Origin of the sequence: Geomonas limicola (genome assembly GCF_014193675.1) — a bacterium.
Classification (GTDB): Bacteria; Desulfobacterota; Desulfuromonadia; order Geobacterales; family Geobacteraceae; genus Geomonas; species Geomonas limicola.
On sequence record NZ_BLXZ01000003.1, the window covers coordinates 529,257 to 542,613 of the forward strand.

At 64.0% G+C, this 13,357-nt stretch carries 12 protein-coding genes; 3 read left to right on the forward strand and 9 right to left on the reverse strand.

Features of this window, described 5'->3' with window-relative positions; translation table 11 throughout:
* Positions 1–12 precede the first annotated feature (12 nt).
* The 7 genes from H7688_RS09505 to H7688_RS09535 all read right to left on the reverse strand — a co-directional run bounded on the left by H7688_RS09505 (position 13) and on the right by H7688_RS09535 (position 8,153).
* Complete coding sequence (locus H7688_RS09505) at positions 13–1,287, reverse strand: bifunctional folylpolyglutamate synthase/dihydrofolate synthase (RefSeq protein WP_183360831.1); 1,275 nt, start codon at positions 1,285–1,287, stop codon at positions 13–15.
* 208 nt (positions 1,288–1,495) lie between these two features.
* Positions 1,496–2,125 (reverse strand): LysE family translocator, encoded by a 630-nt coding sequence (locus H7688_RS09510; RefSeq protein WP_183360832.1) that lies wholly within the window; start codon positions 2,123–2,125, stop codon positions 1,496–1,498.
* A 94-nt stretch (positions 2,126–2,219) separates the two neighbouring features.
* Positions 2,220–3,068 carry an acetyl-CoA carboxylase, carboxyltransferase subunit beta gene (gene accD / locus H7688_RS09515; RefSeq protein WP_183360833.1) on the reverse strand — a complete coding sequence of 283 codons (849 nt, stop codon included), beginning with the start codon at positions 3,066–3,068 and terminating at the stop codon, positions 2,220–2,222.
* 142 nt (positions 3,069–3,210) lie between these two features.
* A complete protein-coding gene (gene trpA / locus H7688_RS09520) occupies positions 3,211–4,008 on the reverse strand; it encodes a tryptophan synthase subunit alpha (protein ID WP_183360834.1) in 798 nt (265 codons plus the stop codon).
* 130 nt (positions 4,009–4,138) lie between these two features.
* A complete protein-coding gene (locus tag H7688_RS09525) occupies positions 4,139–6,343 on the reverse strand; it encodes a methyl-accepting chemotaxis protein (protein WP_183360835.1) in 2,205 nt (734 codons plus the stop codon).
* A 5-nt stretch (positions 6,344–6,348) separates the two neighbouring features.
* On the reverse strand, positions 6,349–6,708 hold the full coding sequence (locus H7688_RS09530; RefSeq protein WP_183360836.1) for a cytochrome C: 360 nt from the start codon (positions 6,706–6,708) through the stop codon (positions 6,349–6,351).
* Between the two features lie 113 nt (positions 6,709–6,821).
* Positions 6,822–8,153, reverse strand: coding sequence for a porin (locus H7688_RS09535; RefSeq protein ID WP_183360837.1), 1,332 nt, complete (start codon positions 8,151–8,153; stop codon positions 6,822–6,824).
* 274 nt (positions 8,154–8,427) lie between these two features.
* On the opposite strand from H7688_RS09535, the gene H7688_RS09540 reads away from it, so the two are divergent.
* The 3 genes from H7688_RS09540 to H7688_RS09550 all read left to right on the forward strand — a co-directional run bounded on the left by H7688_RS09540 (position 8,428) and on the right by H7688_RS09550 (position 11,416).
* Complete coding sequence (locus tag H7688_RS09540; RefSeq protein WP_183360838.1) at positions 8,428–10,323, forward strand: multiheme c-type cytochrome; 1,896 nt, start codon at positions 8,428–8,430, stop codon at positions 10,321–10,323.
* 114 nt (positions 10,324–10,437) lie between these two features.
* Positions 10,438–10,980, forward strand: a complete 543-nt coding sequence (locus H7688_RS09545) for an epoxyqueuosine reductase QueH (protein WP_183360839.1) — start codon at positions 10,438–10,440, stop codon at positions 10,978–10,980.
* Between the two features lie 223 nt (positions 10,981–11,203).
* Positions 11,204–11,416 (forward strand): DUF2905 domain-containing protein, encoded by a 213-nt coding sequence (locus tag H7688_RS09550; RefSeq protein WP_183360840.1) that lies wholly within the window; start codon positions 11,204–11,206, stop codon positions 11,414–11,416.
* Between the two features lie 198 nt (positions 11,417–11,614).
* Here H7688_RS09550 and hpnI read toward each other — a convergent pair whose 3' ends face one another.
* Positions 11,615–12,757, reverse strand: coding sequence for a bacteriohopanetetrol glucosamine biosynthesis glycosyltransferase HpnI (gene hpnI / locus H7688_RS09555; RefSeq protein WP_183360841.1), 1,143 nt, complete (start codon positions 12,755–12,757; stop codon positions 11,615–11,617).
* 23 nt (positions 12,758–12,780) lie between these two features.
* Positions 12,781–13,356: a tRNA 5-(aminomethyl)-2-thiouridylate-methyltransferase MnmM gene (gene mnmM / locus H7688_RS09560; RefSeq protein WP_183360842.1), complete on the reverse strand. Its 576-nt coding sequence runs from the start codon at positions 13,354–13,356 to the stop codon at positions 12,781–12,783.
* Between the last annotated feature and the right edge of the window lies 1 nt (position 13,357).

The window sequence follows — 13,357 nt, forward strand, 5'->3', positions numbered from 1 at the left end:
AGGAAGCGAGGTTCAGCCCCTGAACAGCTGGAAGTCCCGGGAGAGCAGGATGCCGCGCGCCTCCCCGACGGTGAAGAGCGAGCCGCAGACCAGGACCAGGTCCTCGGGCCCGGCGGCTCCCCGTGCCAGCTCGATGCCGCGCCGGACCGAGCCGGCCGACTCGACCGGTACCCCGAACGTGGCGCAGCAGGCGGCCAGCGCCTCGGCGGAAAGCGCCCGTTCCAGGTCGGGAGCCACGGTGAAGACCCGCTCCGCGAGCGGCACCAGGGGTCCCAGGATCCCCGAGAGTTCCTTGTCCCCCATCACCCCGATGACCAGGAAGAGCCGTTCATGCGCGATCCCCGCCAGCGCCTCGGCGAGGGCGCGGGCACCCGCCGGGTTGTGCGCGCCGTCCAGGATGAGCCGCGGCGGACCGGCGAAGAGCTCCAGGCGCCCCGGCCAGCGAGCCTCGCCCACCGCAGCGGGATAGAGCTCCGGCGCGACCGGGAAACCGGCCTGCGCCAAAACCTCGACCGCGGCGAGCGCGCAGGCGATGTTCCCCTGCTGGTAGGCGCCGAAGAGCCCGGGACGCAGGCCGTCCAGGTTCGTCCCGAGGCCGCGGTAGCTCAGGGTCTCCCCCTGCCACGAGGCGTCGAACTGTTCGCCCAGCCGGTAGAGCGGGGCACCCAGGAGGGTCGCCTGTGCCTCGATCACCCGCGCCGCCTCGGGCGGCTGCTGCGCGCAGACGATGGGGCGCCCCGGCTTGCAGATCCCCACCTTTTCCCGGGCGATCTCGGCGCAGGTCGGCCCGAGGTAATCGGTGTGGTCCAGGGAGATCGGGGTGACGATGGTCAGGAGGCCGTCGAAGGCGTTGGTGGCGTCGAGCCGCCCCCCCATCCCCGCCTCGAATACCGCGAGTTCCACGCCGGCCTCGGCAAAGTGCAGGGCCGCCAGCGCGGTCACGATCTCGAAGAAGGTGGTTTCCGGAGGGGCCGCCGCCAGCACCCGTTCGGCAAGGCTCACCACGTCCTCCTCGGCGATCTCCACGCCATCGACCCGGATACGCTCGGTGAAGGAGATGAGATGGGGGGAGGTGAAGAGCCCGGCACGGTACCCTCCCGCGCTCACGAGGGTGCTCAGTTGGGATGCGGTGGAACCCTTGCCGTTGGTCCCCACCACGTGGAGCGCCGCGAAGGCGTGCTGCGGGTTGCCCAGAGCCTCAAGCAGGAGTGAGATGCGTTCCAACCCCGGTTTGATGCCGAAGCGGCCCAGGGCGAAGATGTGCGTGAGGGTTTCTGCGTAGGTCATGACTGGCCGGGATTATAGGGAAAGCGCAGGCAAAAGTCCACCGATTACCCAGCTGCGTCGCGTCGACGCCCGTTACGAGTCCCCCCTCCCTCGACGGGAGGGGGCTAGGGGGTGGGTGAAGCTGCCAGCTGCGCTGAGGTGCCCCTTTCCCCCTCCCCCTGACCCTCTCCCGCAAGGGGAGAGGGGACCCACCGCAAAACCTACTCCCCTACCAGTGCTCCGGCCAGGCGAGCTTCAGCCCCAGCCCCATGAGGACGCACCCCGCCAGCTGCCCCACCCGTGCGCCTCCCCTGGCGCTGCGGTTCAAAAAGCGGCCGATCTCCCCGGCGCACAGGGCCACCACGCCGAACCCGAACAGGGTGAGGACGACGAAGCTGGTGCCCAGGATGAGCATCTGCAGCGCCGCCTGTCCACGGTTGAAGTCGATGAACTGCGGGAAGAAGGCCAGGAAGAAGAGCGCCACCTTGGGGTTCATGATGTTGGCGAGGATGCTCTGCCTGAAGATGATCCGGCAGGCGAGGCTCCCGGCGCTCCCCTCGGGGACGAAGGCGGCACCGGAGCGCACAAGCTTGATGCCGATGTAGAAGAGGTAGGCCGCGCCGGCGTATCTCACGCAGGCAAAGGCGGTAGCCGAGGATTTGATGAGGGCGGAGAGCCCCACCACGGCAAAGAAGGTGTGGGCGAAGTTACCCAGGGCGAACCCCGCCGCCGCGGCAAGCGCCGCACGTCGCCCCTGCGCGATGCCGCGGGTCATCACGTAGATGATGTCCGGGCCGGGGGTGAAGATGAGCAGCAGGGATGCCGCCGAAAATAGAGCGAGCTGGCTTAGGGAGACCATGACGAACCCTCCTGAAAAGAAAAGGCGCCCTCCAGCCGTGCTGCTGGACGGGCGCCTGGTGGCTTTCCGTTTACTGTCGTTACATCCTTGGATGCTAGTTGCGGTAGAGCATCTTCAGGATGCTGGAGAGCTGCGCCTTCATCTTGCTGCGCTCCACGATGACGTCCACCATGCCGTGATCCAGGAGGTACTCGGCGCGCTGGAACCCCTCGGGGAGTTTCTGGCGGATGGTCTGCTCGATGACGCGCGGACCGGCAAAGCCGATGAGCGCCTTGGGCTCGGACATGTTGATGTCACCCAGCATCGCGAAGCTCGCGGTGACGCCGCCGGTAGTCGGGTCGGTAAGGATCGAGACGAAGGGAAGCCCCTCCTCGGCAAGCTTGGCAAGCGCCGCGGAGGTCTTGGCCATCTGCATGAGCGACAGGATGCTCTCCTGCATGCGCGCGCCGCCCGAGGCGGAGACGATGATCACCGGGGTGCGCTTCTCGAGCGCCCGCTCGATGGAACGGGTGATCTTCTCGCCGACCACGCTCCCCATGGAGCCCCCCATGAAGGAGAAGTCGAAGACGCTGATCTCGACGGGAGTCCCGTCGATCTGGCCGGAGCCGCAGATTATGGCGTCCTTGGAGCCCCCCTTGGCGACCGCGGCGTCGATGCGGCTTTGGTAGCTCTTGGTGTCCTTGAAGTCGAGGCAATCCACCGAAACCAGCCCGGCGTCGAACTCGGTGAAGGTCCCGGCGTCCAGGAGGAGCTCGATGCGCTTTCTCGCCGAGATCCGGTAGTGGTGGTTGCACTTGGGGCAGACGTTGAGGTTGCTCTCGATGTCCTTGGTGAGGATGGTCTCGTTGCAGCTCACGCACTTCGACCAGAGCCCTTCCGGCACCTTTACCTTGGGGTTGGCCCCCTTCCCGATCGGCGGATTGTCCCTCTTAAACCAAGCCATAGCATACCTCGTCAGGGGGCCCTCCCCCCGTATAGTTCGTTAGTGTAAACTGCGGCAGATACTTAACAGATCACCACAGCGATGTCAATCAAAACGGTAGGCAACCCAACGTAAAGTCACGGGATTACAGCGAGCTACCCGATCAGGCCCCGAGCACCCCTTTTTTGAGGGAGGCGACGAAACCGGAGAGTTCGCTCAAAAGCTGCGCCCCCTGGAAGCGCTCGAAGTACTTCACCAGCGCGCTCCCCACCACGACCCCGTCCGCCACGCTCGCCACCTGGGCCGCCTGCTCGGGGGTGGAGATGCCGAAGCCGACCACCATGGGGAGCTCGAGTTCGCTGCGCACGCTCGCCACCCGCTCCGCAAGGCTGTCGGCCACCTGGCTGCGGGCACCGGTCACGCCGGCCACCGAGACGTAGTAGATGAAGCCGCGCCCCAGTCGCGAGACGGTTTCCACGCGCGAGGGGTCCGAGGTCGGGGTCAAGAGGAAGATGACGTCGAGCCCGCATTGATCGGTCGCCACCTGCAGTTCGGCAGCCTCCTCGGGGGGGAGGTCCACCACCAGGAGGCCGTCCACGCCGGCCTTGGCCGCGTCGGCCGCGAAGCGCTCGGCGCCGTAGGCGAAGATCGGGTTGAAGTACCCCATGAGCACGATGGGGATCTGGGTGCGGGTCCTCAGGCGCGCCACCATCTCGAGGATGGCCGGGAGCGTGGTCCCCGCGGCGAGCGCGCGCTCCGAGGAGAGCTGGATGGTCGGGCCGTCCGCCATCGGGTCCGAGAACGGGACGCCTAACTCGATCAGGTCGCAGCCGGCGCGCTCCAGCTCCAGCACCACCTCTTCCGTGGTGGCGAGGTCCGGGTCACCGGCGGTGACGAAGGTGACCAGCGCCTTCTCGCCGCGCCCTTTAAGTTCGGCAAACTTTGTCTCGATCCTGCTCATGGTTCCACTCCTTTAACGCCGGCTCATGCTGCTGCGAAGTGACGATTAGTAGCACAGCCGGCCGATAAAAACAACAAGGGGCGAACATCATTCGCCCCCGCTGGTTCCTGCAGATTGGCGGAAGCCGCCCCTAGATCTTGAAGGCTTCCATCTCTTTTTTCAGCATGTCGGTCTGGCGGAACAGCTTGTAGACCGCCTCGTCCATGACCCGGGTCGCCTCGAGGTTCGCGTCGGTTGCCGACTGGATGTCCTCGACCGAGGAGACGATCTGCTCGGAGCCGCGGCTCTGCTCGTCGCAGGCGCGCTTTATGTGGCGGATCATCTCGGTAATGCTCTCGGTGGACTGGGCGATCAGGTTCCCCACCTTGTTCTGCTCGCGGGTCGAGGAGAGCACCTGCGAGGTGAGCCCCTTCATGTTCTCGACCGCCGCCATGATGAGCTCGCTCCCCTGCCCCTGCTCGCGGGTCGCTTTGGCGATCTGGGCCACCATCTCGGAGACCTGCTCCATCGCCTCGCGGATCATCTGGCTCCCCTTGGCCTGCTCCACGGTGGTGCGGGCGATCTCGGTCACCTGGGCGGTCGCCTCGGTAACCCCGATCACGATCTTGGTGAGCGCCTCGCCGGACTTCTGGGAGAGCAACTCGCCGTCGGCGATGGAACGCTCGGCCTGGTTGATGGCGTCCACGGCGCGGCGGGTCTCCTCCTGGACGCCGCGGATCACCTGGGAGATCTCGCGGGTCGAGCTGGAGGTGCGCTCGGAGAGTTCCTTGATCTCGTCGGCCACCACGGCGAAACCCTTGCCGTGCTCGCCGGCCTGGGCCGCGATGATGGCCGCGTTCAGTGCCAAGAGGTTCGTCTGCTCGGCCACCTCGTCGATGACCGAGAGGATCTCGCCGATGTCGCCGGCGCGCTCGGAGAGGGTGGTGACCACCTCGGAGGTGATCCGGGAGGCGCGTTTGATCTCCTGCATGCCGCCGATCACCGCCTCTACCGCCTCGCGGCCGGTCTCGGCATCGACGCGCACCGCCTTGGAAATCGAGGCGGTTTCGTTGGCGTTTCTTTCCACCTGCTTGATGGAGCTGTCCATCTCCATGACCGAGGAGGCGGTCGCCGTGGCCACTTCCATGAGGCTCACCACGCCGTTACCCACCTGCTTGATGGAGCTTCCCATCTCGACGATCGAGGAACTCACCTCGCCCACCGAGAGGGCCAGGTTTTCCATGTTCTGCACCACCTCCTCCACGCTCGAGGCCATCTCGAGGATCGAGGAGGAGCTTTCCGAGGCGGAGACGGAGAGGGAGTCGACCCCCTGGGCCACCCCCTTCACCGAGGTGTTGATCTGCACGATAGCGGCCGAGGTCTTGGAGACGCTGTCGGCCTGGGTCTTCGCGGAGCCCACCACCGAGTGGGAGGCCTTGGCCATGGTATCCGAGATACCGGCCAACTCGCTCGAGGAACGCGACACCTTGCCGATCATCCCCGAGAGCTTGCTGACCATCTCGTTGAAGTCGCGCGCCAGCTGCCCCAGCTCGTCGTCGGTGTCGAGCACGATGGTGGCGGTCAGGTCACCTTCGGCGCCGCGGTTCACCGCCTGGGCCATGACCCGGATGCGGCTTACGATGTTGCGGGTGATGAGAAGGCCAAGGGTGATGGCGACCGCGATGGAGATCAGGATGACCACCACGAAGGTGATGCCGGCGGAACGCTGGATCTGGGTCACCTGGGCGTTGGCCGCGTTCATCTGGTTCCCCACCTCGACCAGGATGTCGTCGAGATCCGCCTTGGCCTTGTCGTTGGCCTCGGTGATGGCGTCGTTGGCGATCTTGTGCAGCTGCTCGTCGGCCAGCGCGTCTTTGGCGGCCTGCCCCAGCGAGTTGGGCGGCACCCCCTTCATCAGCTGCTCCTTGCGGGCGATCAGCTGGTCGGCCACCTTCTCGAACTCGTTCCAGCTCACCAGGAACTGCCGGGTGCGCTTCTCGATGACGCTCCCCTTCACCGCGGGGCGCACGCCGAGCTTCTTGTTGCCGTCCAGGATAGTCTGGGCCTGGGAGAGCAGCAGGTCGCGCTTCATCCGGTAGTCTTCCACGTACTCTTCCATCTTGTCCGGTTCGGAGCGGACCAGGGCGGCCTGCATGAGGCTTACGTGGCAGTACTTCTGGGTCACCCCCATGAGCAGCACGAGTTTCTGCTGCTTGGAGAGCTGTTCCAGGATGCTTTGGATCTCGCCGCCCACCCGCTTCATGTTCAGCGCGCCGAAGAAGCCGGTGAAGGCAACCAACAGCGCCATGATCAGGAAGGAGACCAGAAGTCGGGTACGCAGCTTGATGTTCTTCATCACAATCAGCGCTCCGCTTCAGACAGCAGGTAGTTGAGCAGGTCGACGGAGGCCTTCACCTCGGGCTTCGACATGTTGGAATCGGGCTTTCTCAGCATCTTCACGCCGTAGGCCTTGGTGGCGTTGCGGTCGAAGGGCTGGCCGGAGATCGGGGCGACGCCGGTCTGCACCGCGACGATGGTCCGCTCCAGGGTGTGGCACTTCACGCATTTCACGCGCACGATCTCGTAGTTCGCCTTCATCTGCGGCGGGAAGCTGGCAGGATCGAGGCGCATGTTGTCCCCTTTCCCGATGACCTTCAGCCCGGCGTGGGCCGCAGTTGCCGACAGGGAAACCAGGAACAGGGTAAACAGGAGCTTTTTCATCTGGGTGAATCCTCCTTGATAAGGCGGGTGCTGCTGTTGGTTGTGTATAACCTCCGGAACGCCGAAGCGGTCCGGTTGTCGTCGGAAACTCTTCCCGGGGCCTGGGGTGCGCCCTAGAAGCTGATGGCCAGCGAGGCGAGCGTCAGGCGCTGAATGCCGCTGGGGCCGTCGGTGAAGGTGTACTGCAGGGACACCTTGGTGTTCTGCAACGGTGCGTAGGCCAGCGCCGGGATGTAGCGGCGGGTGTTGCCGTTTAGGTCCTTCTGGTACTCGTAGCGGAACAGGGTGATCAGGTTCACCGGAGCGCCGAACATGTACTCTCCCTCGACCGCGTAGGCTTTCGAGTCTATCGGCGTGGGCGCGCTGGAGCTGAAGGTGGGATTGTCGTCGTGCCCGAAGGCGCCGCTCCCCTTGAGGTGGAAGCGCTTGTAGAGCAGGTCTGCCTCGGCGCCGGCGCGGTAGAAATCGTTCTTGAACTGCGCGATGCCACGGTCGTTGTACTTGCCGTTGCTCCCGGCGTAGCCGAAGCCGCCCAGGGTAAGCGTGAGGTAGTCCCAGACGCTGTCGTTTTCCAGGTCGAGTTCGGGCTCGTGCCCCAGGAGGTCGGTACCCCCCAGCTTCACCGAGATGTGGCCGTAGCCGTCCTTGTTCTTCTGGCCGTTGCGGTCCACCACCCCGCCCGCCACGAAGACCCGGTTCCCCAGTACCGCGTTCACCTCGAGGGCGTCCTCGGGAGCGTCCAGCGAGAACGGTGTGGAACCCTGCGAGAAGGAGGAACCCACCGTGTAGGCGGTCGAGGCGTACGAGGGGGTCAGGATAACGCGGTTGCTCTTTTTCCACAAGGAGAGTTTCGGCTCCATGCGGCCGATGCGGAAGTTGACCGGGGAGCCGAAGGCGTGGCGCCAGATCGCGTACATCTCGTAGATATCGGGGCTGTTGTTGGGAGGGGTGTTGGCGTTACTTGCCGGACCGGTGCTGGCGGAGGCGCTGGTCTGGGCCCCCTGGGAGTAGAGGTTGTAGGTAAGGAAAAACCCGGCGACGTCCCGGAAGGCCCCGCCGGCCTGCAGCCTGAGCGAGCGGGTGGAGAGGTCAACCTTGTTGCCGTCGAAGGCGTCGTTGTTATAGGCGACATCCAGGGTGCCGGTGAAGGAGACCGGCAACAGCTCCGGAAGCCCGGAAAGCCAGAGCCCCTCGACCTTCCCCTCTTTTTGCTCCGCCGGTGTCGCGGCCGCACCAGGTTTGCCCGGGTAGACGTAGCCGTTTTTCAGGAAGGCGTCGCCAAACTCGTTCAATTCGGGGTAGATGGTGTGGCAGGTGGAGCACTCGGTTTTGTACTGCCGGCTGAACGCCGGGATGGCGTGAGCCCCTTCGGGAACCACGAACTGAATGAGGGTAAGGGCCAACAGCGGCAAAGCGAGAACGACGGAGCTTTTCCTCGAGGACATTAAGATCTCCTGGCAGCGCAGAAATCACAAAAGAACATTATGTCACGCTCATAAACAAATCATTATCAAAGACAGAGGCACAGGCAATGATGACAGAGATCCAAAAGCGGATACGGTTTAATACAATATTGACGATGTGAAGTCAACTTAACAAAACAATGAGAGATAGGAATCTGGTATACGGAGTGAATCAACGCTCATTTTTTCTACATTTTTTCTCACGGAAATGCTATAAAGAGCCGCAAAATATCCGGAGGGCCGTGTCATGCGACTTGTGAGTCTTGTTTTTGGTGCAATTTCCCTTGCCCTGTTGGCCGGTTGCGGTGCTGGCGGCAACTCCGGTTCTGCGGAAACCGTGAGCAAGGCCGCCGCCTCTGCGACCTGCATGGACATCAAGTGCCACGGCGGAGCGGTCTCGCCGGGTACCGGCGCCCTGATCGCCGACGAGTGGCGCGCCTCCGCCCACAACCTCAACAACGGCGCCGGGTGTGCCGACTGTCACGAGCCCCCCTCCAACCATCCCAAGGATTCCTGCAGCGTCTGCCACGGCGGCGGCACCGGAGAGGTCACCAAGAATCCGGACAGTTCCGGAAAGTGCCTCAAGTGCCACGGCACGGCCCACCCCACCGACATCATGATGGTGAAAGCGCCCCAGCATTTCGGCTACTCGAGCGCCACCGTGAAGGGACAGGCGGTGCGGGCCTCGTTTGTGAACGGGCGCTACGCGGGCAACTGCCGGGCCTGCCACAACCCGCACCTGAACACCGTCACCCCGCAGCACCAGGCCTGGGCAGCTTCCCAGCACGGCAACCCCCGGGGCGTCGCCTGGACCAACTACGATTTCACCATCGCCAGCCGGGCCCTCTGCAGCCGCTGCCACACCTCCACCGGCTACGTAGCCTTTGTGACCAGCAACTTCACCGTCCCCACGACCGCCGCGGGTACCGGCGACGGCTCGCGCCAGCTTCTGGCCTGCGACGCCTGTCACGCAAGCTACGACTTCAAGAACAGCACCCGCAAGGTGCCCGCCTTCACCGCCCCGTACAAGGGGTATGACGGCAGCGCCTTGGCCGGGTTCCCCAACGTCGGCGAGACCAACCTCTGCATCCCCTGTCACTCCGGGCGCGAGAGCGGCCATTCGCTCGACGCGATCGCCGATTTCAGCAATGCCGGCTTCGTGAACCCGCACTACCTCGCTGCGGCAGGGCTCATGTACATGCAGGGGGGCTTCACCGGCTTCACTTCCGCCAGCGCGGTGATCGGTTCCTCGACCTACGGCAAGTCGCTCTCCCCGGACAGCGTCTCGACGCCGGGCGGGATGGTCGGCGGCACCACGAGCACCCACCGTAACCTCGGCACCACCCGGATCAACAACGACTCCCACAAACCGTCCTTCTTCGTGCCGGGTGTCGCGGACAGTAACGGCCCCTGCGTCACCTGCCACCTCAACGTCAGCGGTGTCACGGTTCGTGCGGCAAACGGCCACAGCCTGAAGATCGACGACAATGCCTACAACCAGCTCTGCACCAACTGCCACCCGTCCGAGAACACCGTCCCCCTTAGCGCGGCGAACTTCCGGAGCGTGTTCCTCGAGCCGCAGGCCGAGGCCTTCGACTCGACCCTGGCCCTGGCCGTCTACCTGCTGAAAACAAACTACAACATCGAGTACGACCCGGCCCTCTACCCGTACTTCTTCGTCGGGGGGCAGGCACACAGCTCGACCAGCGCCGTGAAGGACTGGACCATCGCCGGCACCCGTAACGGCAAGAAACTGATGGGTGCCTGCTTCAACATCCAGCTGTTGAGCAAGGATCCGGCAGCCTTCGCCCACGCCCGCAGCTACTCGCGGCGCCTGCTCTACGACTCCATCGACTTCATCGACGACGGCATCATGAACCGCTCCTCCGGCGACACCGCCCAGACCGTGAGCGGTGCGGGGAGCGCGCTGACCAACCCGGTCTACGGAAAATTCACCAAGGGAGCCAAGGCCTACGACAGCGTGTTCGACTCCACCACCAACGGCATCAGCAAGTACGTCATCAGCACCATCGCGAGCGGCACCAGCGAGGCGATGCTCTACCTGGTGGGGTGGAGCCGTAGCGCCACCGACGCCGACCCGGCAATAGCGGCTGCCAAGTGCGGCGCCTGGAACACCCCCGAGCGCCCCTAGGCTGGCGGCAAACCGCAAAACCTGGTACACTCGGCACGTCTTCGAGTAATCCGACCACAGAGCCCCGCCCGCCCTGGCGCGGGGCTCCCTTTTTCAACCACCAGAGAACCGTCCATGAAACTACTCTTGCACATCTGTTGTGGGCCGTGCGCCGTTTACCCGGTGAAGGAACTGCGTTCCGGCGGGATCGAGGTGACCGGTTTTTTCTTCAACCACAACATCCACCCCTACACCGAGTACAAGCTGCGCCGCGACGCGGTGAAGAGCTATGCCGAGATGGTGGAGCTCAAGGTGATCTACCGTGACGAGTATCGGCTCGAGGAGTTCCTGGAAAACGTGGCGGGTCAGCCGGCGGCGCGCTGCGGTTACTGCTACCGCTCCCGGCTCGAGGAGACCGCGAAGAGTGCTGCGGAACTCGGCTTCCCGCACTTTTCCTCAACGCTACTCTACAGCAGGTATCAGAACCAGGAGCTGATCCGGGCCTACGGTGAGGAATTGGGTGAGCGCTACGGCGTGAAGTTCTACCACGACGATTTCCGGCGCGGCTGGCAGGAAGGGATCGACCTCTCCAAGGATATGGGTCTCTACCGTCAGAAGTACTGCGGTTGCATCTACAGCGAGAAGGACCGCTACGCCAAGAAGAAAAAGGGATCGTAGCGAAGCGCCCGGTCAACGACAAACGGCAAAAACATTTCACCGCAAAGACGCAAAAAACGCAAAGGAACACCTGGAACGACAACCGCACAACTGGTTCGGCCTCACACGTTAACGCCAGAGGCCGGCAAGAGAAAAGAAGTTGCCTTCTTAGCGTCCTTTGCGTCTTTGCGGCGATCAGTAGTTTTTGCTCTTTTTTTTGCGCCTTTTGGCGAGGTACCCTTAGATGCCCTCCCTGGGGAAGTCCCTCATAGTCATAGGGCTGGTGATCGCCGCCGTTGGCGTCCTGTTCAATTTCGCCGGAAAGCTCCCCTGGCTTGGCCGGTTGCCCGGCGACATCTACATCAAGCGGGAGAACTTCACCTTCTACTTCCCACTCGCCACCAGCATCATCGTCTCCGTAGTCCTCTCCTTCATCCTCTGGCTGTTCCGCAAATAGATCCTGCAGAGAAATAAAAAAGGGGACAGACCTCCCAAAGGTGCCCGTCCCCTTTCTGTGTATTGCTACTAGGTTTAACCTGATCCGCCTCCCTCGAGATGCGTATACCACGAAGCACCGCAATTGACCTCACGTCCCCCCTTTGCGAAGGGGGGACAGGGGGGATTTGCCTTCCCCTGCCTCAAGATCCGCCCTTCCCTACGACTCCACCTCCACGATCTTCCCCCCCTTGGAAAGCTGGAAGAGGTGCCCGCGCCAGATAACCCGGCTCCCGAAGAGCGACAGGAACCAGACCCCGAAAGAGAGCGCGTCGCGCAGCGGCAAAAGCCACAGCCAGCGCGGCAAAAGGAGATCCTTCAGAAAGCCCCGACTGTAGGTGAGGCAGACCGCCGAGCGCACCAGGTAGAGGAGCGCCGCAGCCCCCCACCCCGCCGCCGAGCAGCCGGAAACCACGAGTGCCAGGAGCGCTCCCGGAAAGGGGAGGGTTATTCCCGAGGCGAGGTAGCCGCCGGGGCGCGAGACCCGCATGGTGCGTCCCCAGCGCAGCTGGCGCACCAGCACCTCCTTGACACTCTCGCTCCCCTTCATGATGCTCTCGACACAGTAGCGGGTAAGCTCCAGACGGTAGCCGGCACGGAACGTCATGTTGCCCAGCTGGTAGTCGTCGGCAAGGTAGTCGACCAGCGCCTCGAAGCCGCCGATCTTCTCCAGTGCCTCGCGGCGCACCGCCATCGACGCCCCCAGCGCGAAGCTGAGCCCCTCCAGCTTGAGCGCCGCCATTACGTTCGGGACCATCTCGCAGGAAAAGCCGAGCGCCTCGATGGCGCAGCCGACGCCGCGCGCGCCCGAGGTGCGGTAGAGCGAGGTGACCAGCCCGACCCCGGGATCGGCAAAGGGAGCCAGCACCTCGCGCAGGTAACTCGGTGTGACCCGGATGTCGCTGTCGCAGACGATGAGGAACGGGTGTTTCGCCCGGGTATGAGCGTGCATCAGGTTACAGACCTTGTAGTTCGCTCCGTGAACGCGGGGATCGATGACCAGCTCGATGTCGCGCTCCGGGAAAGTCTCCTGGACCCGCTTGAGCACCGGGATTACCGGGTCGCTATCCGAGGCGACCGCGAAGACGATCTGGTAGTTTGGGTAGTCCTGTCGGCAGAACGAGGCGAAGTTTTCGAAGCTCTCCCCGTCCATCCCCTTCACCGGTTTGAGGATACTGACCGGCGGGGTGAAGTCGGGAAGCTTCGTGCGCTCGGTGAAGAAACTGCGCCCGCAAAAAAGCGTGATAGCCGAATACGCCAGCGCCGGTGCGGTTATGAGAAATGGCAGAATATGCTTGAACATCGGATCCTTTGTACAGACTGCAATCAGCGCACCTTTTCCACGAAAACCAGATACGGTGCTACCGGGGGGCGGTTCAGTTGGCGGCAGGTCCAGACGTTGAACTCTCTCGGCGACAAACCCGCCGCCCAGGATTCCACCGCACCCGCCTCTTCGGGACCACCTTCATGCCCGGTATAGAGCGCCACGGTCAGAATGCCGCCCGGCTTCAGGAGCCCGGCCGCCTGCTCCAGTGCCGCCACGCTCTTCTCGGCAACGGTGACCAGCGCCGCATCCCCACCGGGAAGATACCCCAGGTTGAACACCGCCGCGGCAAGCTCCCCGCAAACCAGCTCACCCAGGCGCTCGTGCCCGGTCTCAACCAACCGGACCCGCCCGGACAGCCCGTGGCGCTCAAGCAACTCAGCGGTCGCCGCAATCGCCCGCGGCTGCACGTCCAAGGCCCAGACCTCGCCCCCCTCCCCTACCAGCTCCGCCAGGAAAAGCGTGTCCTGGCCGTTGCCGCAGGTGGCGTCCAGCACCCGGTCACCCTCGCGCACCCGCTCCCGCAGGTAGAAATGCGCCAGCGGCACGGCGCCGCGCAGGCTCTCGGGCCTTCCCATG

Excerpts from the sequence above, each read along its gene's own strand:
- H7688_RS09535 (WP_183360837.1), bottom strand. The coding sequence starts at position 8,153 with ATGTCCTCGAGGAAAAGCTCCGTCGTTCTCGCTTTGCCGCTGTTGGCC.
- trpA (WP_183360834.1), bottom strand. The coding sequence starts at position 4,008 with ATGAGCAGGATCGAGACAAAGTTTGCCGAACTTAAAGGGCGCGGCGAG.
- H7688_RS09545 (WP_183360839.1), top strand. The coding sequence starts at position 10,438 with ATGAAACTACTCTTGCACATCTGTTGTGGGCCGTGCGCCGTTTACCCG.
- H7688_RS09530 (WP_183360836.1), bottom strand. The coding sequence starts at position 6,708 with ATGAAAAAGCTCCTGTTTACCCTGTTCCTGGTTTCCCTGTCGGCAACT.
- H7688_RS09550 (WP_183360840.1), top strand. The coding sequence starts at position 11,204 with ATGCCCTCCCTGGGGAAGTCCCTCATAGTCATAGGGCTGGTGATCGCC.
- H7688_RS09505 (WP_183360831.1), bottom strand. The coding sequence starts at position 1,287 with ATGACCTACGCAGAAACCCTCACGCACATCTTCGCCCTGGGCCGCTTC.
- hpnI (WP_183360841.1), bottom strand. The coding sequence starts at position 12,757 with ATGTTCAAGCATATTCTGCCATTTCTCATAACCGCACCGGCGCTGGCG.
- accD (WP_183360833.1), bottom strand. The coding sequence starts at position 3,068 with ATGGCTTGGTTTAAGAGGGACAATCCGCCGATCGGGAAGGGGGCCAAC.
- H7688_RS09525 (WP_183360835.1), bottom strand. The coding sequence starts at position 6,343 with ATGAAGAACATCAAGCTGCGTACCCGACTTCTGGTCTCCTTCCTGATC.
- H7688_RS09510 (WP_183360832.1), bottom strand. The coding sequence starts at position 2,125 with ATGGTCTCCCTAAGCCAGCTCGCTCTATTTTCGGCGGCATCCCTGCTG.
- mnmM (WP_183360842.1), bottom strand. The coding sequence starts at position 13,356 with ATGGGAAGGCCCGAGAGCCTGCGCGGCGCCGTGCCGCTGGCGCATTTC.